This is a genomic window from Staphylococcus simiae, assembly GCF_002902085.1.
Taxonomy (GTDB): domain Bacteria; phylum Bacillota; class Bacilli; order Staphylococcales; family Staphylococcaceae; genus Staphylococcus; species Staphylococcus simiae.
Genome location: NZ_PPQR01000054.1, coordinates 54,763 through 79,254 on the forward strand (window position 1 = coordinate 54,763; position 24,492 = coordinate 79,254).

Annotated in this window: 20 protein-coding genes, 1 riboswitch and 2 other annotated features; of the genes, 19 read left to right on the forward strand and 1 reads right to left on the reverse strand. The window is 31.9% G+C overall.

Annotation, left to right across the window (positions count from 1 at the left end):
• Nucleotides 1-198: 198 nt before the first annotated feature.
• The 17 genes from thrS (at nt 199) to CD113_RS07405 (ending at nt 19,375) form a co-directional block, all read left to right on the forward strand.
• A complete protein-coding gene (gene thrS, locus CD113_RS07325; protein WP_002465059.1) occupies nt 199-2,139 on the forward strand; it encodes a threonine--tRNA ligase in 1,941 nt (646 codons plus the stop codon).
• Nucleotides 2,140-2,413: 274 nt separating this feature from the next.
• Nucleotides 2,414-2,588: riboswitch (Lysine riboswitch) on the forward strand.
• A gap of 160 nt (nt 2,589-2,748) precedes the next feature.
• A complete protein-coding gene (locus CD113_RS07330) occupies nt 2,749-4,248 on the forward strand; it encodes an amino acid permease (protein WP_002465060.1) in 1,500 nt (499 codons plus the stop codon).
• 60 nt (nt 4,249-4,308) lie between these two features.
• Nucleotides 4,309-4,436 (forward strand) — a sequence feature (ribosomal protein L20 leader region).
• 28 nt (nt 4,437-4,464) lie between these two features.
• Entirely contained in the window at nt 4,465-4,992 is a 528-nt protein-coding gene (gene infC / locus CD113_RS07335) for a translation initiation factor IF-3 (protein WP_002465061.1), read from the forward strand.
• Between the two features lie 28 nt (nt 4,993-5,020).
• Nucleotides 5,021-5,221, forward strand: coding sequence for a 50S ribosomal protein L35 (gene rpmI / locus CD113_RS07340; protein ID WP_002465062.1), 201 nt, complete (start codon nt 5,021-5,023; stop codon nt 5,219-5,221).
• 46 nt (nt 5,222-5,267) lie between these two features.
• The gene (gene rplT / locus CD113_RS07345; protein ID WP_002465063.1) at nt 5,268-5,624 is read left to right on the forward strand and encodes a 50S ribosomal protein L20; all 357 of its coding nucleotides are present in this window, start codon (nt 5,268-5,270) and stop codon (nt 5,622-5,624) included.
• Nucleotides 5,625-5,968: 344 nt separating this feature from the next.
• Complete coding sequence (locus CD113_RS07350; RefSeq protein ID WP_002465064.1) at nt 5,969-6,577, forward strand: NUDIX domain-containing protein; 609 nt, start codon at nt 5,969-5,971, stop codon at nt 6,575-6,577.
• Nucleotides 6,578-6,595: 18 nt separating this feature from the next.
• Nucleotides 6,596-7,519 carry a hypothetical protein gene (locus CD113_RS07355; RefSeq protein ID WP_002465065.1) on the forward strand — a complete coding sequence of 308 codons (924 nt, stop codon included), beginning with the start codon at nt 6,596-6,598 and terminating at the stop codon, nt 7,517-7,519.
• A 169-nt stretch (nt 7,520-7,688) separates the two neighbouring features.
• A complete protein-coding gene (gene tig / locus CD113_RS07360; protein ID WP_002465066.1) occupies nt 7,689-8,990 on the forward strand; it encodes a trigger factor in 1,302 nt (433 codons plus the stop codon).
• A gap of 248 nt (nt 8,991-9,238) precedes the next feature.
• Nucleotides 9,239-10,501 carry an ATP-dependent Clp protease ATP-binding subunit ClpX gene (clpX, locus tag CD113_RS07365; RefSeq protein WP_002465067.1) on the forward strand — a complete coding sequence of 421 codons (1,263 nt, stop codon included), beginning with the start codon at nt 9,239-9,241 and terminating at the stop codon, nt 10,499-10,501.
• Between the two features lie 536 nt (nt 10,502-11,037).
• On the forward strand, nt 11,038-11,625 hold the full coding sequence (yihA, locus tag CD113_RS07370; RefSeq protein ID WP_002465188.1) for a ribosome biogenesis GTP-binding protein YihA/YsxC: 588 nt from the start codon (nt 11,038-11,040) through the stop codon (nt 11,623-11,625).
• A gap of 397 nt (nt 11,626-12,022) precedes the next feature.
• The gene (hemA, locus tag CD113_RS07375; RefSeq protein WP_002465189.1) at nt 12,023-13,369 is read left to right on the forward strand and encodes a glutamyl-tRNA reductase; all 1,347 of its coding nucleotides are present in this window, start codon (nt 12,023-12,025) and stop codon (nt 13,367-13,369) included.
• 21 nt (nt 13,370-13,390) lie between these two features.
• Nucleotides 13,391-14,203 carry a cytochrome C assembly family protein gene (locus CD113_RS07380; protein WP_002465190.1) on the forward strand — a complete coding sequence of 271 codons (813 nt, stop codon included), beginning with the start codon at nt 13,391-13,393 and terminating at the stop codon, nt 14,201-14,203.
• Between the two features lie 40 nt (nt 14,204-14,243).
• A complete protein-coding gene (hemC, locus tag CD113_RS07385; RefSeq protein ID WP_002465191.1) occupies nt 14,244-15,167 on the forward strand; it encodes a hydroxymethylbilane synthase in 924 nt (307 codons plus the stop codon).
• 19 nt (nt 15,168-15,186) lie between these two features.
• Complete coding sequence (locus CD113_RS07390) at nt 15,187-15,858, forward strand: uroporphyrinogen-III synthase (protein ID WP_002465192.1); 672 nt, start codon at nt 15,187-15,189, stop codon at nt 15,856-15,858.
• Nucleotides 15,859-16,833 (forward strand): porphobilinogen synthase, encoded by a 975-nt coding sequence (hemB, locus tag CD113_RS07395; RefSeq protein ID WP_002465193.1) that lies wholly within the window; start codon nt 15,859-15,861, stop codon nt 16,831-16,833.
• Nucleotides 16,834-16,879: 46 nt separating this feature from the next.
• Nucleotides 16,880-18,163, forward strand: a complete 1,284-nt coding sequence (gene hemL / locus CD113_RS07400) for a glutamate-1-semialdehyde 2,1-aminomutase (RefSeq protein ID WP_002465194.1) — start codon at nt 16,880-16,882, stop codon at nt 18,161-18,163.
• A gap of 138 nt (nt 18,164-18,301) precedes the next feature.
• Complete coding sequence (locus CD113_RS07405; protein ID WP_095092750.1) at nt 18,302-19,375, forward strand: AbrB family transcriptional regulator; 1,074 nt, start codon at nt 18,302-18,304, stop codon at nt 19,373-19,375.
• A 46-nt stretch (nt 19,376-19,421) separates the two neighbouring features.
• On the opposite strand, the gene CD113_RS07410 is transcribed toward CD113_RS07405, so the two are convergent.
• Nucleotides 19,422-19,979, reverse strand: a complete 558-nt coding sequence (locus CD113_RS07410; protein ID WP_002465195.1) for a DNA-3-methyladenine glycosylase I — start codon at nt 19,977-19,979, stop codon at nt 19,422-19,424.
• A gap of 57 nt (nt 19,980-20,036) precedes the next feature.
• Nucleotides 20,037-20,288 (forward strand) — a binding site (T-box leader).
• A 45-nt stretch (nt 20,289-20,333) separates the two neighbouring features.
• Here CD113_RS07410 and CD113_RS07415 point away from each other — a divergent pair.
• Complete coding sequence (locus tag CD113_RS07415; protein ID WP_002465196.1) at nt 20,334-22,964, forward strand: valine--tRNA ligase; 2,631 nt, start codon at nt 20,334-20,336, stop codon at nt 22,962-22,964.
• An 11-nt stretch (nt 22,965-22,975) separates the two neighbouring features.
• Nucleotides 22,976-24,241, forward strand: a complete 1,266-nt coding sequence (locus CD113_RS07420) for a bifunctional folylpolyglutamate synthase/dihydrofolate synthase (protein ID WP_002465197.1) — start codon at nt 22,976-22,978, stop codon at nt 24,239-24,241.
• Nucleotides 24,242-24,492 lie beyond the last annotated feature (251 nt).

Sequence of the window (24,492 nt, forward strand, 5' to 3'; positions counted from 1 at the left end):
AGGTGCTTGATAGCACACCAATTGCACTGTTATTTTTAGAGCTTTGATAATAATAGCAAATAACGATATTTGTCTTGCTATCTCTAAACAACTACAAAAGACTAAATCACTTTAAGTGAAAATATACACACGTGAGGATTCAAATTATTTTAACGAGGTCAGATGATATTAACATAATCTTTTACAGGAGGGTTTATTATGGAACAAATTAATATTCAGTTTCCAGATGGTAATAAGAAGGCGTTTGATAAAGGAACAACTACTGAAGACATAGCGCAATCAATTAGTCCTGGATTACGTAAAAAAGCTGTCGCTGGTAAATTTAATGGTCAACTAGTTGATTTAACTAGACCATTAGAAGAGGATGGAACAATTGAGATTGTAACACCAGGTAGTGAAGAAGCACTTGAAGTTTTACGTCATTCAACTGCACATTTAATGGCGCAAGCTTTAAAACGTTTATATGGTGATGTTAAGTTTGGTGTAGGACCAGTTATTGAAGGCGGATTCTATTACGACTTCGATATTGAAAAAAATATTTCATCTGACGACTTCGACGAAATTGAAAAAACAATGAAACAAATTGTCAATGAAAATTACAAAATCAAACGCAAAGTAGTATCACGTGAAGAAGCAAAAGAATTCTTTAAAGACGATCCTTACAAATTAGAATTAATTGATGCTATTCCAGAAGATGAAAATGTTACTTTATATAGTCAAGGTGAATTTACAGATTTATGTCGTGGTGTACATGTACCATCTACTGCAAAAATTAAAGAATTTAAATTATTATCTACTGCAGGTGCATATTGGCGTGGTGATAGTGACAATAAAATGTTACAACGTATCTATGGTACAGCATTCTTTGATAAAAAAGATTTAAAAGCACATTTAGAAATGTTAGAAGAACGCAAAGAACGTGATCATCGTAAAATTGGTAAAGACTTAGAATTATTTGCAAATAATCAATTAGTTGGTGCTGGTTTACCATTATGGTTACCAAATGGGGCAACAATAAGACGTGAAATCGAGCGTTATATCGTTGATAAAGAAGTAAGTATGGGTTATGACCATGTTTACACACCCGTGATGGCAAATGTAGACTTATATAAAACATCAGGTCACTGGGATCACTATAGAGAAGATATGTTCCCACCAATGCAATTGGATGAAACTGAAGCAATGGTATTACGACCTATGAACTGTCCGCATCATATGATGATTTATAAAAATAAACCTCATTCATATCGTGAATTACCAATTCGTATTGCAGAGCTTGGTATGATGCATAGATATGAAGCAAGTGGTGCTGTATCTGGTTTACAACGTGTTCGCGGTATGACACTTAATGATTCACATATTTTTGTAAGACCTGACCAAATTAAAGAAGAATTTAAACGCGTAGTTAATATGATTATTGATGTGTATAAAGACTTTGGCTTTGAAGATTATAGCTTTAGATTAAGTTATAGAGATCCTGAAGATAAAGAAAAATATTTCGACGATGATGATATGTGGAATAAAGCTGAAGCTATGCTTAAAGAAGCTGTTGATGAACTAGGCTTACCATATGAAGAAGCCATTGGTGAAGCGGCATTCTATGGCCCTAAATTAGATGTTCAAGTAAAAACAGCCATGGGTAAAGAGGAAACTTTATCAACTGCACAGCTTGATTTCTTATTACCACAACGTTTTGATTTAACATATATTGGTCAAGACGGTGAACAACATCAACCAGTGGTTATTCACCGTGGCGTAGTATCTACTATGGAACGTTTTGTTGCTTTCTTAACTGAAGAAACTAAAGGTGCGTTCCCAACTTGGTTAGCACCAAAACAAGTAGAAATTATTCCAGTTAATATTGACTTACATTATGATTATGCACGTCAACTACAAGATGAATTAAAATCTCAAGGCGTACGAGTAAATATTGATGATCGTAATGAAAAAATGGGATATAAAATTAGAGAAGCTCAAATGCAAAAAATCCCATATCAAATTGTTGTTGGTGACAAAGAGGTTGAAAACAATGAAGTTAACGTACGTCAATATGGTTCACAAGACCAAGAAACAATGGAAAAAGATGAGTTTATCTGGAATTTAGTAGATGAAATTCGTTTGAAAAAGAATAGAAAATAAACATAATTGGCCAATACTTGAGTCTTTCACAGACTGGAAATAAACAGTATGTGAGTCTGAGGTACTAAGCAGGAAATGTTTATTTTCAACATGTGATAGTCAATGTCTAGGGTGTAATATGTTAGTTAATTAACATATTGCGCCCCTTAATTATTCTTGCTGTATTGAAAGTAAGAAGATAAATTTTAGTAAACTTATTTTTGCCACACACTCAAATGAATAGGGTTGCCAAAATAAATCGTTTCATGTATATTACAAGGTAGTTAAAATAATAAATTGAGTTAGAGGTTGCATTTTTAAATATTAACTTGTCAGAAGTATTATGGTACATGTGTTGAACAAGTGAAAGGTAAAAATGCCGAAATAAATACAATCCATAAGTTGTATTTGTTGGGACAGTTTTCGAATAGAGACTGTACTGTCACAGTTTGTGATGTGCTACCTTATATAGATAATAACCAAAATGGTTGCATATCTTTAAGGTATGTAGCCATTTTTTTAATATGGTGAATTATTGCTTAATAAAAATAACTTAAAATAATTAACATAATTTACTAGGTTAAAAAGGTTAAGTCAGGCTAGCCTCTAAAGCATAGAAAGGGAGCTTTTATGACGAAAGTTAGAGATGAAAGTAATAATGGTGTTAAAAGGGGATTAAAAGATCGACATATTTCTATGATTGCCATTGGCGGATGTATCGGTACTGGTTTGTTTGTTACGTCAGGTGGAGCAATCCATGATGCTGGAGCGCTTGGTGCATTAATAGGATATGCAATTATAGGTGCAATGGTGTTCTTCTTAATGACATCACTTGGTGAAATGGCAACTTATTTACCAGTTTCAGGATCATTTAGTACCTATGCTACACGTTTTGTGGATCCATCATTAGGATTTGCATTAGGCTGGAATTATTGGTTTAACTGGGTTGTTACTGTTGCAGCTGATATTACCATCGCGGCACAAGTTATACAATATTGGACTCCGTTACAAGGTATTCCTGCATGGGTCTGGAGTTCAATTTTCTTAGTGGTTATTTTTGCCTTAAATTCACTTTCAGTTCGTATTTATGGCGAAAGTGAGTATTGGTTTGCATTAATTAAAGTCATAACAGTTATATTCTTTATAGCTATTGGTTTATTAACAATATTAGGTATTATGGGTGGAGAATTCGTTGGATTTGATACCTTTACCAAAGGTGAAGGCCCTATATTAGGTGGTAATTTAGGTGGTAGCTTACTTTCTATCTTAGGTGTATTCTTAATCGCTGGATTCTCATTCCAAGGTACAGAACTTATCGGTATTACTGCTGGTGAATCTGAAAATCCAGAAAGAGCAGTACCTAAAGCAATTAAGCAAGTGTTTTGGAGAATTTTATTATTCTATATTTTAGCTATTTTTGTTATTGGGATGTTAATTCCGTATGATAGTAATGCACTAATGGGTGGCGATAATGATATTGCAACATCACCATTCACATTAGTATTTAAAAATGCTGGCCTTGCTTTTGCAGCATCATTTATGAATGCTGTTATCTTAACATCTGTCTTGTCAGCCGGAAATTCAGGAATGTATGCATCAACACGTATGCTGTATTCAATGAGTAAAGATAAATTAGCTTATCCTGCATTTGGCAAAACAAATAAAAGTGGTATTCCATTAATGTCTTTATTAGTAACAGCAGTCGTAGTTGTTATTATCTTTGTTTTACAAACATTAACTGATGGCGCTTATCAATATATTGTAGCTGCAAGTGGTTTGACAGGATTTATTGCATGGGTAGGTATTGCAATCAGTCATTATCGTTTTAGACGTGCATTTGATCATCAAAATTATGACAAATCAAAATTGAAATACAAAGCAAAATTATTCCCGTTTGGACCAATATTCGCTGGAGTACTATGTGCCTTAGTTATTATTGGTCAAGATGTTGATTTTATTAAAACAGGTAACTTTGATTTAAATAGATTCTTAATCACTTATATGGGTATTCCAGTATTTTTAGTTTTCTATATTTATCATAAAGTTAAATACAAAACTAAAAAAATACCATTATCTGAAGTTGATTTAAGACAAGAAGTAGATATGGAAGAAATAAAACATCATAATTAATACAAATAGTGTTGACTTATATTTAAAATGTTGATATGATTAACAACGTTGAATACGAAACGAACCAAGTAGAAGCACCCGCTTCTCACCTGTAGCGACGCACAAAGCAGTTGGCAGGTCAATCATGTTACACATTTAGTGTGTATAAGAAGAGCGGGTATGCTAAATACTCGCTCTTCTTTTTTGCTTGGTACAAATTTCGTAAAAATTTTGGAGGTGTCAACCATAGCAAAAGATCAAACTCAAATTAACGACAAAATTCGTGCAAAAGAATTACGTTTAATCGGTCAAGATGGTGAACAAATAGGTGTGAAATCAAAACGTGAAGCATTAGAAATGGCAGAACGTGTAGAATTAGACTTAGTAGTCGTAGCACCTAATGCGAAACCACCAGTTGCTAGAATTATGGATTATGGTAAATTCAAATTCGAACAACAGAAAAAAGAAAAAGAAATGAAAAAGAAACAAAAAATTATCAATGTTAAGGAAATTCGTTTAAGCCCAACTATCGAGGAACATGACTTCCAAACTAAGTTGAAAAATGGACGTAAATTTTTATCTAAAGGCGATAAATGTAAAGTTTCTATTCGTTTCAGAGGGCGTGCCATTACGCATAAGGAAATTGGTCAACGTGTGTTAGAAAAATTTGCAGATGAATGTAAAGATATCGCAACTGTTGAACAAAAACCTAAAATGGACGGGCGCCAAATGTTTATTATGTTAGCGCCTACAGCTGAAAAATAATTAAAGCTATCACAGGAGGATATATATTATGCCAAAAATGAAAACTCACCGCGGAGCAGCTAAACGTGTTAAAAGAACTGGTTCAGGTCAATTAAAACGTTCAAGAGCTTTCACATCTCACTTATTCGCGAACAAAAACACTAAACAAAAACGTCAATTACGTAAAGCTAGATTAGTGTCTAAGAGCGACATGAAACGTGTAAAACAATTATTAGCATATAAAAAATAAGAACAAATACAGAAATCGGTAGGAATTACCTAAGGAGGAATTATTTATGCCACGAGTTAAAGGTGGAACAGTAACAAGAGCGCGTCGTAAAAAAACGATCAAATTAGCTAAAGGTTACTTTGGTTCAAAACATACATTATATAAAGTAGCGAAACAACAAGTAATGAAATCAGGTCAATATGCATTCCGTGACCGTCGTCAACGTAAACGTGACTTCCGTAAATTATGGATTACACGTATCAATGCAGCAGCTCGTCAACACGAAATGAGCTACTCACGTTTAATGAACGGCTTGAAAAAAGCTGGTATTGACATTAACCGTAAAATGTTATCAGAAATCGCTATTTCAGATGACAAAGCATTTGCTGAATTAGTAACAAAAGCTAAAGATGCTTTAAAATAATATCACTAGTAAAAGAGATGACTCGTCATCTCTTTTTTTATTGGAATTTAAATGAAGAAATGAGTCTAGACAAGCATAAACCATATTTAAAATGATGATATCGGCAGTAACTTCATTAATGGCAGTGGGACTACAACATTTCACACGCCATTCGAGTCTGTTTTGACATGTGGAAGCCGTTATCAATAATCTATATGTAGATTTAACATTAATATACAAAACAGCATCTATGAAATAAATCTTTTGAAAAATTTATTGCAGTCTCATTCCTAATATTAATCGATTAAATATAATTTCTTTGCTAAAATGCAAGTAAGAGATTAAAGAATAGAAGGAGTCACATTATGTCTAAATTTGATGAACAAATTATAGTAGTACCAAGAAAGACTTTATTCGATAATGAAAAAAATGCTTTTAATGGTTTTTTGAGTAAAAATAAGTTAACAGGTCAAAATATTTTCGATGCACTGAAACATTATGAAGTTAAACGTCGTGGAGATATGGAAGAAGACCCTAGCTATAAACAATTAATATCATACTGTCTATTAGAAAATGAACATGGAGAAATATTAGTCTATGAACGTTTGTCTGGTGGTGGTGAAGAACGTTTACACGGTCAATCATCGATAGGTGTTGGTGGACATATGAATGATGTCCCAGGTGCTGAATCTATTAATGAGGTATTAAGAGTTAATGCACAAAGAGAATTAGAAGAAGAAGTTGGTATTCAATCACAAGATTCACAAAATATGGATTATATTGGCTTTATCAATGATGATACTAATAAAGTTGGTGAAGTTCATATCGGTATAGTTTTTAAAATTACTGTTAATTCAAATGATGTTGAAGCAAAAGAAACCGATACATTACGTATCAAATGGGTTGAAAAAGGAAGTATCGACGCTTATGATGACTTTGAAACATGGAGTTCATTGATTTTACAAGCGTTATAAATAATTGAGGTGACTATTGTGTCGGATATCATACCGTTCCCACAATCAGCAGAAAAATTAAAAAAAGATATAAACCAAGCTGAGAGAAGACAAGATTTTGACAGAATGTATGAACTGATAGCGCAATATGAAAGTCAGTTTGAGTTAGATGAGCAATTAGCAATGACTAAATGTCGCATGCTCTATCAAATGGATTCTTTTTTAGAATTAAGAGAAGAAACGATTATTTTGTTAAAAAGAGGTATTCAACAATATGATGCCTTAATGATTTATTATGTTAAAAGTTTAATAGGATTACACCAATATTTTGAAGCTGTAGAGGTAATTAATCAAATTATCGATGAAGTTAATAACCATATGACTAGGATGGAATTATTTCCACTTAAAGAATATGCACAATCTCAATTAATGATTGACGAAAAAGAAGTGGCTCAAATGCTAAGTGAATTTCATTTATTATCAGCTAGAGAACAAACTCAAATAATATTAAAGTTAATAGATAATGGTCATTATCAATTTAAAAATTCCGTAATGAATATCATAGAAAACTTATCACTTAACAATAATATTATTAGTTTGATGTTTGAATATTTAAGATTTGCAAATAGCAATGATGAAATACAGATTAATAAATATGATCAATTATTAAATATTGTGCCTAACAAACTTACTGGAATTGAAAATACTCTCCACACTAATGTCATTATACCTGAAGTGTTATTAAGACTTGAAGATGGTGCGCTTCATATATTAGATGAGGCACAAAGAATTATGAATAACCATTCCATTCTATTATATCCAATTAAAGTAGATACACTGTTTAAAATTGAAGATTGGATAAATGCATATCAGTATTATTTCAAAAATATGATTGGGTTGGATTGTCAAATTAATAATGAACAAACACTACATTTTATTCAGCGTTTAGATGCAAATGAATAAAGTTGAATTTGTTGCAAAATTAATAAAACCAATTTAATATAGTTTTGACGAAAATAGTTGGAATTTGGTTATATAAACCTTGCAATTCCAATGTTTGTGTAGCAAAAAGACCTATGATATAATAGGGAAGTTGAAAAAATAAAATAGTTAATCATGGAGGTATATATACATGACAGCAACTTGGGAAAAAAAGGAAGGTAACGAAGGATTATTAACCGTTACTGTACCAGCAGAAAAAGTAAACAAAGCTCTAGATCAAGCATTTAAAAAAGTAGTTAAACAAATTAACGTACCTGGATTCCGTAAAGGTAAAGTACCACGTCCAATTTTCGAACAACGTTTTGGTGTGGAAGCATTATATCAAGATGCAATTGATATTTTATTACCAGAAGCTTATGGTGAAGCAATTGATGAAACAGAAATTAAACCAGTCGCTCAACCTGAAGTAAATGTTACACAAATTGAAAAAGGTAAAGATTTCATCTTTGAAGCAACTGTAACAGTTGAACCAGAAGTTAAATTAGGTGACTATAAAGGTTTAGAAATCGAAAAACAAGATACTGAATTAACTGATGAAGAATTACAAGAAGCAATTGATCATAGTTTAGGTCATTTAGCTGAAATGGTAGTTAAAGAAGATGGTGCTGTTGAAAATGGCGATACTGTAAATATTGATTTTAACGGTTCAGTAGATGGAGAAGAATTTGAAGGTGGACAAGCTGAAGGATACGACCTTGAAGTTGGTTCAGGTTCATTCATTCCTGGTTTCGAAGAACAATTAGAAGGCTTAAAAGTTGGCGAAGAAAAAGATGTTGTAGTTACATTCCCTGAAGAATATCATGCTGAAGAATTAGCTGGTAAAGAAGCTACTTTTAAAACAAAAGTAAATGAAATTAAATTTAAAGATGTACCAGAATTAACAGATGAAATTGCTAATGAATTAGATTCAGAAGCTAACACTGTTGATGAATATAAAGAAAATTTACGTCAACGTCTAGCTGAACAAAAAGCAACAGATGCTGAAAATATTGAAAAAGAGGAAGCTATCACTAAAGCGACTGATAATGCTACAATTGACATTCCTCAAGCTATGATTGATACTGAATTAGATCGTATGGTTTCAGAGTTTGCTCAAAGAATTCAACAACAAGGTTTAGACTTACAAACATATTTCCAAATCTCAGGTCAAAATGAAGATCAATTAAGAGAACAAATGCAAGATGATGCAGAACAACGTGTTAAAACAAACTTAACATTAACTGCCATTGCAGAAGCTGAAAATATTGAAGCTACTGATGAAGATATTGATAAAGAATTAGAAAAAATGAGCGAACAATTTAATATTTCAGTTGACGATATCAAGAAAACACTTGGTAACACTGATATCATTAAAAATGATGTTCGTATCCAAAAAGTTATTGACTTATTAAGAGACAATGCTAAATTAGTTGAATCAACTAAAGAAGACTAATCATCAATACAATTAATATAGGTTGAGTTGCATACCAATGTTTAACTATGAAATTGCGGCTCGTACCTGGCAATTAATCTTTTTAAATATATTATTATATTTTGAACTTTGATTGTCGAAACACAAATGTGAGGCTGAGACACTTAATGTCCCAGCCTTGTTATTTGAGCATAAAAATTGTAAGGTAATAAAGTTGCATTGTAAAATTCAATCTAGTATAGTCTTTAACGAATAGGGGTGTAAATAGAATGTTTAAATTCAATGAAGATGAAGAAAATTTAAAATGCTCTTTCTGTGGTAAAGATCAAGATCAAGTTAAGAAACTTGTAGCAGGAAGTGGCGTATATATTTGTAATGAGTGTATTGAATTATGCTCTGAAATCGTCGAAGAAGAATTATCACAAAATACTTCAGAAGCGATAACTGAATTACCAACTCCTAAAGAAATCATGGATCATTTAAATGAGTATGTTATTGGACAAGAAAAAGCTAAAAAATCATTAGCGGTTGCTGTGTATAATCATTATAAACGTATCCAACAATTAGGACCTAATGAAGATGATGTAGAGTTACAAAAAAGTAACATAGCGCTTATCGGTCCTACAGGTAGTGGTAAAACATTATTAGCACAAACATTAGCCAAAACACTTAACGTACCATTTGCTATTGCAGATGCAACAAGTTTAACAGAAGCAGGTTATGTTGGTGATGATGTTGAAAATATTCTATTACGTTTAATCCAAGCAGCGGATTTTGATATAGATAAAGCTGAAAAAGGTATTATTTATGTCGACGAAATAGATAAAATTGCACGTAAATCAGAAAATACTTCAATCACTCGTGATGTATCTGGTGAAGGTGTTCAACAAGCATTACTGAAAATTTTGGAAGGCACAACAGCAAGTGTTCCTCCTCAAGGTGGAAGAAAACATCCTAACCAAGAATTGATTCAAATTGATACTACAAATATTTTATTTATTCTTGGTGGTGCTTTTGATGGTATTGATGAAGTCATAAAACGCCGTTTAGGTGAAAAAGTTATTGGTTTCTCAAGTAACGAAGCTGATAAATATGATGAACAAGCTTTACTTGCACAAATTCGTCCAGAAGATTTACAAGCATATGGATTGATTCCTGAATTTATTGGACGTGTACCAATTGTTGCTAATTTAGAAACACTTGATGTTTCAGCACTTAAGAATATTTTAACTCAACCAAAAAATGCGTTAGTTAAGCAATATACTAAGATGCTTGAATTAGATAATGTTGAATTAGAATTTACTGATGAAGCATTATCAGCAATTAGTGAAAAAGCAATTGAACGTAAAACTGGTGCCCGTGGATTACGCTCAATTATAGAAGAAGCATTAATTGACATCATGTATGATGTGCCATCTACAGAAGATGTAGCTAAAGTTGTCATTACTGATAAAACAATTAAAGATGAAGTTGAGCCAGATTTATATGATTCAGAAGGTAATCTGATTAATAATAGCAAGACATCAGCGTAATAACTTTACAATAAAATATTGTTGAATTTTAGTCCCAAGATACTCATTAAGTAACTTGGGACTTTTTGTTTATTAGGAGATTAAAGGTTTTGTTTCTCTATTTTTAAGATTGATCGATTGAATGTAAATAGAAAAATTGAATGTATAAAGTAATTTGAAGACGTGACTCTTGCAGTAGAGACCCAACATAAAAAAAATTCTATGTTTAGAATTTTTTCTACAATGTGCAAGTTGGGCAAAGCTACTAAAGATTAAAAATCTAACTAGATTTAAATGAGAAATATGGGAAAATGGCCCATCTATAGTAATATTCTAGTTTAAGCATTATTATCTATGACGTTAATTGAATAGTGTTTAATCTTTTTATAAAGATAAGGAGATAAATAAAACTTATTACCTAAACTATTCATTATTGTAATCCAAGGTAAAAATTTAAGACAAATAATATTAAAGTCGTTTTCGATGATATACCAATGACAGTAAGTATTATATAATGATAAAGTTAACTAAGAATACATATAAAGTGAGGATAAAAAATGAAAGTAAATCCTAATAATATCGAATTAATTATTAGTGCTGTTAAAGAAGCACAATATCCAGAAACTGAATTAACTGAAGTTGCTTTAAGTGGACGCTCTAACGTAGGTAAATCTACTTTTATCAATAGTATGATTGGAAGAAAAAATATGGCTCGCACGTCACAACAACCGGGTAAGACTCAAACTTTAAACTTTTACAATATCGATGAACAACTCATTTTCGTTGATGTACCTGGATATGGTTATGCTAAAGTAAGTAAAGCTCAAAGAGAAAAATTTGGGAAAATGATTGAAGAATATATTACTAAAAGACAGAATTTGCAACTTGTTATTCAATTAGTTGATTTAAGACATAATCCTACCGAGGATGATATCTTAATGTACAACTATTTAAAACATTTTGATATTCCAACATTAATTGTCTGTACGAAAGAAGATAAAATTCCTAAAGGTAAAGTACAGAAACATTTGAACAATATTAAAAATAAATTAGATATGGAAGATGACGATACAATTATAAGTTATTCATCTGTAAAAAATGGAAAGCAGCAACAAATTTGGGATTTAATATCATCTTATTTATAATAGTTATTATCTAGGAATAATTTGATAGATTCAGCTTAACGAATGTGTATATCTAAACTAGGTGAACTATCATTACAATTTACACTAGAGGATGTCAGACATTATTAACCTATATTAACTTGCTAGGCGTTGCTACTTCTATAGCAATCTATATAAGTATTAAATAGTATCATAATAACTTATTTGACATTAATGTCATATTTGGCGATAGCAATTTATTAAAAAATGATAGTTATCTTATGCCGACAAGTTCAAGTATAGTAGCAAGCATTGTTCATAAATTTGACAAAATATTGAATACAAATTAGAAAGATTCTAATTTATTTAAGCAACGTACTTAATAGAATTTTAAATTATGCTATAATGTAGTTATTGTTAGTATATGGGGGCGTGTTAAATGCATTTTATTGCAATAAGTATAAATCATCGAACTGCCGATGTAGCACTAAGAGAGCAGGTTGCTTTTAGAGATGATGCCGTACGAATTGCCCATGAAGATTTATATGAAACTAAATCTATTTTAGAAAATGTCATATTATCTACATGTAATCGAACAGAAGTATATGCTATTGTTGATCAAATCCATACTGGTCGTTATTATATTCAAAGATTTTTAGCGCGTTCATTTGGATTTGAAGTAGATGATATTAAAGCAATGTCAGAAGTTAAAGTGGGGGACGAAGCAGTAGATCATTTATTGCGAGTCACTTCTGGCTTAGATTCAATTGTATTAGGTGAAACACAAATTTTAGGACAAATGCGAGATGCATTTTTCTTAGCACAAGAAACTGGTACAACTGGAACTATCTTTAATCATTTATTTAAACAAGCTATAACTTTTGCTAAAAAAGCACATAATGAAACTGATATTGCAGATAATGCAGTGAGTGTTTCATATGCAGCTGTCGAGTTGGCCAAAAAAGTATTCGGCAAATTAAAAAGTAAACAGGCGATTATCATTGGTGCAGGGGAAATGAGTGAATTATCACTATTAAATCTTTTAGGCTCAGGAATTTCTGATATTACCGTTGTTAATAGAACAGTAGAGAATGCCAAACGATTAGCTGATAAACATCAAGTGAAATATGATAGTTTGGATGCATTACCATCATTATTGGCAAATGCTGATATAGTCATTAGTTCAACTAGTTCTAATTCTTATATTTTAACTAATGCTATGGTTGAAACAATTGCAGATACTAGAAAGCAAGATTCACTTGTATTGATTGATATTGCTGTTCCAAGAGATATTGAACCGGATATTAGTGCTATTTCAAATGTATTCAACTATGATGTTGATGATTTAAAAGGTTTAGTTGATGCTAATCTACGTGAACGTCAATTAGCGGCAGCGACAATTGCAGATCAAATACCACATGAAATAGAACTACATAATGACTGGGTTAATATGCTCGGTGTTGTACCAGTCATTCGTGCTTTGAGAGAGAAAGCAATGAATATACAAGTTGAGACAATGGAAAGTATTGATCGTAAACTTCCTGATTTATCAGAAAGAGAACGTAAAATTATCTCAAAACATACTAAAAGTATTATCAATCAAATGTTGAAAGATCCAATTAAGCAGGCTAAAGAATTAAGTAGTGATAAAAAAGGTAACGAAAAATTAGAGCTATTTCAAAACATTTTTGATATTGAAGCAGAAGATCCTCGTGAACAAGCTAAGCAACAAAAAGAAAGCAAAGTTAAGGAGATTTCAGCTCGACGTATCTTTAGTTTTGAATAAGCATATTAATATGGTGATAATATGCAAGAAAACCTGTTTATCCGATTTCATGAAATTATACTATTTATCTATTTAATAAGTATTATTTGTTATTTTTTCGATTTTGTACAAAAAAGTTATAAAGTTAGAAATTTAGGCATATATTTATTGGGGATTGTTTGGGTGTTGCAAACAATCTCTTTATCTATTTTTATTATACAAATGAAGCATGTGCCATTAGGTTCAATCTCTGATGTCTTTTTTACATTAACTTGGTTAATTATTTCAATTTCATTAGTATTAAATGTCATCAAAGTATTGAATTTTTCAGTTTTCTTTTTAAATTTAATAGGGTTCACTCTCTTAGCTATGAATACCTTCCAGCCAACTCATTACAATAGTCATATTCAAAAAGTAACAATAGTCAATGAATTACTATTAATACATGTTGGACTCGCTGTACTGAGTTACGTATTCTTCGCCTTAGCATTTGTTAATGCTTTGCTATATATCATTCAGTATAGAAATTTAAAAGAAAAACGTTTTGATCAAAAGTATTTTAGAATTGGTAGTGTGGCAACACTAGAATCCATTGTCTTTTATTCAACATTAACAGGTTGGATAGTTCTAATATTTAGTATTATTTTAGGTGCCCAATGGGGTGTTATAGCTGTAGGTGAGAGAATATTTATCGATCCGAAGGTCATATTATCTTCAATCATTACTTTACTATATGGTAGTTTTATTCTTATTAGAATCAAAAGATGGATGAATTCAAGATACTTAATTTATTTTAATATTATCTTGTTTTGCTTAAATATGGTGAACTTATTTTTTGCAACACACTTCACTTAAGTATTAAAATTAGAGTAGTATTTCCTAGGAGGAAGTCAATATGCGCAAATTAGTTGTTGGGTCTAGAAGAAGTAAACTTGCTTTAACACAAAGCCAGCAATTTATTGATAAATTAAAGGCAATAGAACCTGACTTAGCAATAGAAATTAAAGAAATAGTTACTAAAGGTGATAAAATAGTAGATAAGCAATTATCTAAAGTTGGCGGTAAAGGATTGTTTGTTAAAGAAATTCAACAAGAATTATTTGATAAAGAAATAGATATGGCTATTCATTCCTTAAAAGATGTACCAAGTGTTATTCCACAAGGGTTAACTTTAGGATGTATACCTGATAGAGAATTGCCATATGATGCTTATATTGCTAAGAATCATATACCGTTAGACCAACTTCCAGATGGAAGTATTATTGGTACAAGTTCATTAAGACGTGGTGCTCAAATTTTATCTAAATATCCTAATTTAGAGATAAAATGGATAAGAGGAAATATTGATACACGTTTAGAGAAATTGAACACTGAAGATTATGATGCAATTATTTTAGCAGCAGCTGGTTTAAGACGTATGGGATGGTCGGATGATATTGTGACTACATATTTAGATCGCGATACGCTATTACCAGCAATTGGACAAGGTGCACTAGGTATTGAGTGTAGGAGCGACGATAATGAACTACTAGAATTGTTATCTAAAGTTCATAATCATGATGTAGCTCAATGTGTTACAGCTGAACGTACATTCCTTGCTGCAATGGATGGTAGTTGTCAAGTTCCTATAGCTGGATATGCGACAATAAATAACAGCGATATCACATTCACAGGATTAATTATGACGCCAGATGGTACAGAACGTTATGAACATACAGAACACGGTAACGATCCAGTAGCTTTAGGTAAAAAAGTAAGTCAAGTACTTAAAGATCAAGGTGCATACGAAATAATTAAGCGTTTAAATGAACAACAATAACCTTTGAGGTGACTTTTAAATGAAACCAGTTGTAGTTATGACACAAACAAGTGAAGTACAAAGTGAATTAGTATCAATTATTCATAAACCGTTTATTGATATTGAACCACTTTCATTCAATACTCATTTGTTGGAATATAACTTCGACTGGCTTATTTTTTCGTCTAAAAATGCTGTAAAATTTTTCTTTAAATATTTAGATAGTGTGAAGGTTAAACATATTGCTGCAATTGGTGAAAAGACAGCTCGTTATTGTCACGATTTGGGTATTATAGTAGATTTTGTGCCACAAGATTATTCGCAAGAAGGGTTTATAGCACGATTCCAACAAGACAACCAATTGATACTCATTCCATCCAGCGCACAAGCAAGACCATTACTCCAACAAGAATTATCAAAACATAATCGTGTCGTTAAAATTGACCTCTATACACCAGTGCCAAATGTTACTAATATTACTGATGTAAAAGAAATGGTGTCACAACAAAGTGTGGATGCAATTGCATTTTTAAGTTCATCAGCAGTACGTTATTATTTTGATCAACAACCAACACCTCATTTTAATCAATACTTTGCAATTGGCCAACAAACAGCACATACACTAAAACAGTATAATCAATCAGTTAAAGTAGCACGTACACAAACAGTAGAGGCTTTAATAGATAAAATATTAGAAAGTAGGGAATTATAAATGAAATTTGATAGACATAGAAGATTACGTTCATCAACTACAATGAGAGATATGGTTCGCGAAAACCACGTTAGAAAAGATGACTTAATTTATCCAATTTTTGTAGTTGAACAAGATGATATAAAAAAAGAAATTAAATCATTACCTGGAGTATACCAAATTAGTCTTAATTTATTACATGAAGAAATTACAGAAGCATATGAGCTAGGTATTAGAGCAATCATGTTCTTTGGTGTACCGAACAATAAAGATGATGTTGGTACAGGTGCATATGATCATAATGGTGTTATTCAACAAGCTACAAGAATTGCTAAAAAACTGTATAGCGATTTATTAATTGTTGCTGACACATGTTTATGTGAATATACTGACCATGGTCATTGCGGCGTGATTGATGATCATACACATGATGTGGATAATGATAAGTCATTACCATTATTAGTTAAAACTGCAATTTCTCAAGTAGAAGCAGGAGCGGATATTATTGCTCCAAGTAATATGATGGATGGTTTTGTAGCTGAAATTCGTCAAGGATTAGATGAAGCAGGTTACTATAATATACCTATTATGAGTTATGGCGTTAAATATGCTTCAAGTTTCTTTGGTCCATTTAGAGATGCAGCTGACTCAGCACCATCATTTGGTGACCGTAAAACGTATCAAATGGATCCTGCGAATCGTTTAGAAGCATTACGCGAATTAGAAAGTGATTTAAAAGAGGGCTGTGACATGATGATTGTCAAACCAGCACTAAGTTATTTAGATATCGTACGTGATGTTAAAAATCATACGAACGTTCCAGTCGTAGCATACAACGTTAGTGGTGAATATAGCATGACTAAAGCTGCTGCACAAAATGGTTGGATTGATGAAGAACGTGTAGTGATGGAACAAATGGTATCAATGAAACGTGCAGGAGCAGATATGATTATCACTTATTTTGCTAAAGATATTTGCCGTTATTTAGATCAATAAGCCTGGATTAATATACGTTCACTAATTTTTAAGGAGGAATAATTACATGAGATATCAAAATTCAGAAGATGCCATGAAAATTGCTGAGGATTTAATGCCAGGCGGTGTCAATAGTCCTGTAAGAGCATTTAAATCAGTAGATACACCTGCTATTTTTATGGATCATGGTGAAGGCTCTAAAATATATGATATAGATGGAAATGAATATATAGATTATGTCTTAAGCTGGGGACCACTTATTTTAGGCCATAAAGATCCACAAGTCATCAAACAGTTACATGAAACAATCGATAAAGGTACAAGTTTTGGTGCCTCTACATTGCAAGAAAATAAATTAGCACAATTAGTAATTGATCGCGTTCCATCAATTGAAAAAGTAAGAATGGTTTCATCTGGTACAGAAGCAACTTTAGATACTTTAAGATTAGCGCGTGGATATACAGGTAGAAATAAAATAGTAAAATTCGAGGGCTGTTATCATGGACACAGCGATTCTTTATTAATTAAAGCAGGTTCTGGTGTGGCAACGTTAGGTTTACCAGATTCTCCTGGTGTACCTGAAGGTATCGCTAAAAATACTATTACAGTGCCATATAATGATTTAGATTCATTAAGAGTTGCTTTTGAAAAATATGGTGATGATATTGCTGGAGTCATTGTGGAACCAGTAGCAGGTAATATGGGTGTAGTTCCACCTGTAGAAGGTTTCTTACAAGGATTAAGAGATATAACTACAGAATATGGTGCATTACTTATTTTTGATGAAGTTATGACTGGTTTCCGCGTTGGTTATAATTGTGCTCAAGGATACTTTGGTGTAACACCTGATTTAACTTGTTTAGGTAAAGTAATTGGCGGAGGGCTTCCTGTAGGTGCTTTTGGAGGTAAAAAAGAAATTATGGATCAAATAGCGCCACTAGGTAATATTTATCAAGCAGGTACACTGTCTGGTAATCCATTAGCAATGACAAGTGGTTATGAAACACTTAGTCAATTAACGCCAGAAACATATGATTATTTTAATGAATTAGGTGATTTATTAGAAGAAGGCTTAACGAAAGTCTTCGCCAAATATGATGTCCCTATTACAGTTAATAGAGCGGGTTCTATGATTGGTTATTTCTTAAATGAAGGTCCAGTGACAAATTTTGACCAAGCAAACAAAAGTGATTTAGAGTTGTTCAGTAGTATGTATCGCGAAATGGCAAAAGAAGGCGTATTCTTACCACCATCTCAATTCGAAGGTACATTTTTATCAACAGCACATACAAAAGAAGATATTGAAAAGACAATTCAAGCATTTGATAACGCTTTAAGTCGTATTGTATAATTACAATTACTATGAGGGTCTGAACTAAAGTTCAGACTCTTTAAATTTGTAATTTAAAATGTGAATAGTAAGTAAATATAATAGTAAATTAACTTAAATTATCTTGTGAAATATATATAACGAAGGTAGTGAGCACTTATGTCCATCATAACTAGAAATAATATAATTGTTGCAATAACAGCTATTATTATTAGTACAATTTTAAGTTTAGCTCACATTTTATTACCCTTTATGTTTGGTCCGATTTTAGCAGCTATTTTATGTATTAAAGTTTTTAAATTAGAAATAAAATGGCCTTTTTGGTTAAGTGAAATTGGTATTGTTGTTTTAGGGGTACAAATTGGAGCTAGTTTTACCAAAAACGTCATCCTTGATATTAAAGATGACTGGGGAAGTATTGTTCTTGTCACTTTATTATTACTTACATTGGCACTCATAATGGCGATGATTTTTAAACGCATTGCCAAAATTAACTCAGAAACAGCTTTGCTCAGTGTTATTCCAGGTGCATTGAGTCAAATGTTAGTTATGGCTGAACAAAATAAAAAAGCCAATTTATTAGTCGTTAGTTTGACACAAACGTCACGAATTATTTTCGTCGTTGTATTAGTACCATTAATCTCCTATTTCTTTAGTGATAGTGGTGAAGCAGGTTCTAATCAAAAAGTTGCACCAATTACACCATTAACAGAGGCATTACAATTATGGCAAATAGGTTTATTAGCAGTCGCAATTGTAGCAATTTATTTTATAATGGTTAAAATAAATTTTCCAACTTATCAACTATTGGGCCCAATTATTGTGTTAATTATTTGGAATTTAACAACTGGTTTAACATTTAAATTAGACGATTGGATATTAAATGTCGCTCAATTAATATATATGATACGAATCGGTGTCCAAATTGCACATTTATTAGGTGATTTAAAAGGCCGAATTGCAATTGCGATCGCATTTCAAAATATTATGTTAATATTAGGATCATTTGTAATGGTGTGTGTGGTTCATTTATTTAATCATATTCCAATTAACGAGTTATTTTTAGGTGCTGCACCTGGTGGTGTTAACCAGATAGTGTTAGTAGCAATTGCAACAGGTGCTGATGTTGCAATGATTTCAAGTTATCATATTTTTAGAATCTTTTTCATTTTGTTTATCATAGCTCCAATTATAAATTATATTTTACATTATAGAGTAACAAGCAAAAAATGAGATGACACAAAATCATAAGTGTTCATCTCATTTTGATTAATGATAGTTAATGTTGTGGTTTAAATGGACAATCTTGTAAATGTGCATCATACAATCCTGCAGCTTCTAAAAATGAAAATACAGTAACTGGACCTAAAAACTTAAAACCAAATGTTTTTAAATCTTTTGACAGTTGAGTTGCTCTATCATCTACAGTAATACGATCTTTAGCATGTTTATAGTTCAAATCAATTGGATGTCCATCCACATAAGACCATAAAAAGTCGCTGAAACTTCCATATTGTTGCTCGATGGTTAAGTATCCTTGAGCTTGAGCAACGATAGCTTCTAATTTTTTGCGATGATGTACAATATTTGGAAAGTCCATAAGCTGATCAATATCACTAGCGGTCATAGTTGCAACTTTACTAGGTTCAAAATTATAAAATGCTTGTTCATATGAATCTTTCTTTTTTAAAATTGTTAACCAAGATAATCCAGCATGTTGTGATTCCAAAGCAAGTAATTTAAATAATGCTTTACTATCATATAAGGGCTGTCCCCAAAAATGATCATGATAATCTAAATAGACTGGATCCTTTGTTCCAAAAGCACATTCATTCATAATATTCCCACCAATACATTGACTTATTTTGACAATCATTATACTATAAGTGAAGAGTTTAATATACAAATTGGGAAGAGTAAGTTTAAGTGATTTTCAAAGAGAGCATATGATTGGTGAAAGTATGTAGATGATTTAAACTGAAGGTAGCCCACTCGTTATCTTAGTTGAAAAATATGCAGTAGGCTAAGACGTGTTTGAGCGTTAATCATTATCTAGAGTGCTTGAAGAATTTGACTAATAACATTGTGATTGTTGTTGGAAATTCTTCTTGAATATAGGTGGTACCACGGAATATCCGTCCTATTTTTATATATAGGATGGATATTTTTTATTTTTTAGGAGGTATTTAACATGGAAATGGAACCAAAATATAATCCGCGTGAAGTAGAAGCGGGACGTTATGAAGAATGGGTTGAAAAAGGCTATTTTAAGCCATCTGAAGATAAATCTAAAGAAACATATACAATTGTTATACCACCACCTAATGTAACAGGTAAATTACATTTAGGACATGCTTGGGATACAACGTTACAAGACATTATTACACGTATGAAACGTATGCAAGGCTATGATACTTTATATTTACCAGGAATGGATCATGCCGGTATCGCAACTCAAGCTAAGGTAGAAGCTAAATTAAATGAACAAGGTTTATCACGATATGATCTAGGTCGTGACAAATTTTTAGAACAAGCTTGGGATTGGAAAGAAGAATATGCATCATTTATTCGTCAACAATGGGCAAAATTAGGCCTAGGATTAGACTATAGTAGAGAACGTTTTACATTAGATGAAGGTTTGAGTAAAGCAGTCAAAAAAGTATTTGTTGATCTGTACAATAAAGGCATCATATATCGTGGTGAAAGAATTATTAACTGGGATCCTAAAGCACGTACAGCATTATCTGATATTGAAGTGATTCATGAAGATGTACAAGGTGCCTTTTATCATTTTAAATATCCATATGCAGACGGTAACGGCTATATTGAAATAGCAACTACTAGACCTGAAACGATGCTAGGAGATACAGCGATTGTAGTTAATCCTAATGATGAACGTTATAAAGATGTTATTGGTAAGACAGTGATTTTACCGATTGTTGGTCGTGAATTGCCAATTATAGCTGATGAATATGTAGATATTGATTTTGGTTCGGGTGCTATGAAAGTGACACCTGCACATGATCCTAATGACTTTGAAATTGGTCAACGTCATCATTTAGAAAATATCATCGTTATGGATGAAAATGGTAAGATGAATGACAAAGCTGGGAAATATGAAGGCTTGGATCGTTTTGAATGTCGAAAACAACTAGTAGAAGATTTAAAGGAACAAGATTTAGTCATAAAAATCGATGAACATATGCATTCTGTCGGTCACTCCGAACGTTCAGGTGCTGTTGTAGAACCTTATTTGTCAACACAATGGTTTGTGAAAATGGATACACTTGCACAACGAGCACTAGACAACCAACAGACTGATGATCGTATTGATTTTTATCCAAGTCGTTTTGAACATACATTTAATCAATGGATGGAAAACATTCGTGACTGGACAATTTCAAGACAATTATGGTGGGGTCATCAAATTCCAGCATGGTATCATAAAGAAACTGGAGAAATATATGTTGGGGAGGAAGCACCAGCAGACATTGAAAATTGGCAACAAGATGAAGATGTACTAGATACATGGTTCTCAAGTGCATTATGGCCATTCTCTACATTAGGTTGGCCAGATACAGAAAGTGAAGATTTCCAACGTTATTATCCGACGAATGCGTTAGTAACTGGTTATGATATCATTTTCTTCTGGGTAGCACGTATGATTTTCCAAGGTTTAGAGTTTACTGATCGTCGCCCATTTAACGACGTATTATTACATGGTTTAGTAAGAGCTGAAGATGGACGTAAGATGAGTAAGTCACTTGGTAATGGCGTCGATCCAATGGATGTTATCGATGAATATGGTGCAGATAGCTTGCGTTACTTCTTAGCTACTGGTTCATCACCTGGACACGATTTGCGTTATTCTACTGAAAAAGTAGAATCTGTGTGGAATTTCATTAATAAAATTTGGAACGGTGCACGTTTTAGTTTGATGAATATCGGTGAAGATTTTAACGTCGAAGATATTGATTTATCAGGTAATTTGTCATTAGCTGATAAGTGGATTTTAACGCGTTTAAATGAAACAATTGCCACAGTAACTGATTTAAGTGATAGATATGAATTCGGTGAAGTAGGCCGTGCTTTATATAACTTTATTTGGGATGACTTCTGTGATTGGTACATCGAAATGAGTAAAATACCAATGAATGGTGATGACGAATCTCAAAAACAAACGACACGATCCGTTTTAAGTTATACTTTAGATAATATAATGAGAATGTTACATCCATTCATGCCATTTGTTACTGAAAAAATTTGGCAAAGTTTACCACATGAAGGTGACACAATTGTTAAAGCGGCGTGGCCGGAGGTTCGTTCAGAGCTAATATTTAATGAGAGTAAACAAACAATGCAACAATTAGTTGAAATTATTAAATCAGTGAGACAATCTCGTGTAGAAGTTAACACACCTTTATCTAAAGAAATTCCAATTCTAATTGAAGCAAAAGATAAAGAAATAGAAACTACACTATCCGAAAATGCTGATTACTTACACAAATTCTGTAACCCAAGTGAGTTAACGATTAGTACAAATATTGATATACCTGAAAAAGCAATGACTTCAGTTGTACTAGCTGGTAATGTCGTGTTGCCACTAGAAGGATTAATTGATATGGACAAAGAAATTAGTCGTTTAGAGAAAGAACTTGAAAAACTACAAAGTGAAGTAGATCGTGTAGATAAAAAATTATCAAATGAAAACTTTGTCAACAAAGCACCAGAAAAAATTATTAATGAAGAAAAACGTAAACAACAAGATTATAAAGAGAAATATAATGGTGTTAAGGCAAGAATTGAACAATTAAAAGCATAGGAGTAATAACGATGAATTACCTAGACAGCTTGTATTGGATCCATGAAAGAACTAAGTTCGGCATTAAGCCCGGCGTTAAGCGTATGGAATGGATGTTACAACAATTTAATAATCCACAAAATAATATCAAAGGTATTCATGTCGGTGGTACAAACGGTAAAGGTTCAACAGTTGCCTATTTAAGAACAGCTTTAGTTGAAAATGGTTATGAAGTTGGTACGTTTACATCACCATTTATTGAAACATTTAATGAACGCATTAGTTTAAATGGTATACCTATTTCAAATGACGATATTGTAGAGTTAGTTTCATTAGTTAAACCTATTAGTGAAAAAATGGATGAACAAACAGATTTAGGTGTAGCTACTGAATTTGAAATTATAACTACGATGATGTTTTTATATTTTGGTCAAATGCATCCAGTTGATTTTGTTATAGTTGAGGCTGGCTTAGGAATCAAAAATGATTCGACGAATGTTTTTAATCCAATACTATCTATTTTGACAAGTATTGGGCTAGACCACACGGACATTTTAGGTAATTCATATTTAGACATTGCAAAAGACAAAGGTGCAATTATTAAACCGAATACACCAATCATTTATGCAGTTAAAAATGAAGAAGCACTTAAATATATTAGAGATCGTGCAGTTGAACAACAAGCTAAGCCTATTGAATTAGATAGAGAAATTATAGTTGTATCACAAAAGGATGAGTTTACTTATCGCTATAAAGAATATGAATTAGAAACAATCATCTTGAATATGTTAGGTGAGCATCAAAAGCAAAATGCAGCACTTGCCATTACAGCACTAATTGAATTAAATGAACTTGGATTAATTGAACTTGATTTTAATAAAATGATTGATGGCATTGAGTCAGTTTATTGGTCAGGACGTATTGAACAAGTTCAAGAGCAGCCAATAATTATTTTAGATGGTGCACATAATTCAGAAAGTATAGATGCTTTGATTGATACAATACAAAATTATTATCATTTTGATAAAGTAGATATTTTGTTTTCTGCTATTAAAGGTAAACCAGTCAATGATATGATTAATCATTTAAGTAAGATTGCCCAACAATTTTACGTCACTGAATTTGATTTTCCTAAAGCGTTACGAAAAGAAGAAATCGTGGCTAACATAGAAGAGGATAATATACAATTAGTTGATGATTATGTTGAATTTATTCGTAATTATCAAGGAGAAGTATTAATTGTTACAGGTAGTTTGTATTTTATTAGTGAAGTGAAATCGAAAATCGAATTTGAGTAAAATATCAGTATTCATACATTAGTGATTAAAATTTTAATAAATACCCTTATTCGTTAACATTTATTGATAAAGCGAATAAGGGTATTTTTTATGAAGAAACTTTAATGTTCATATAAAATTTTAAAGTTACAATTTATTATAAAAATGAAGTTGTATCTTTCTGGTAATTTAAAAGTATTATAAATTACTAAATAAAATGATAGTTGACTAGTAGCATTTCATCATATTTAACAATATTTACAACTTTAACT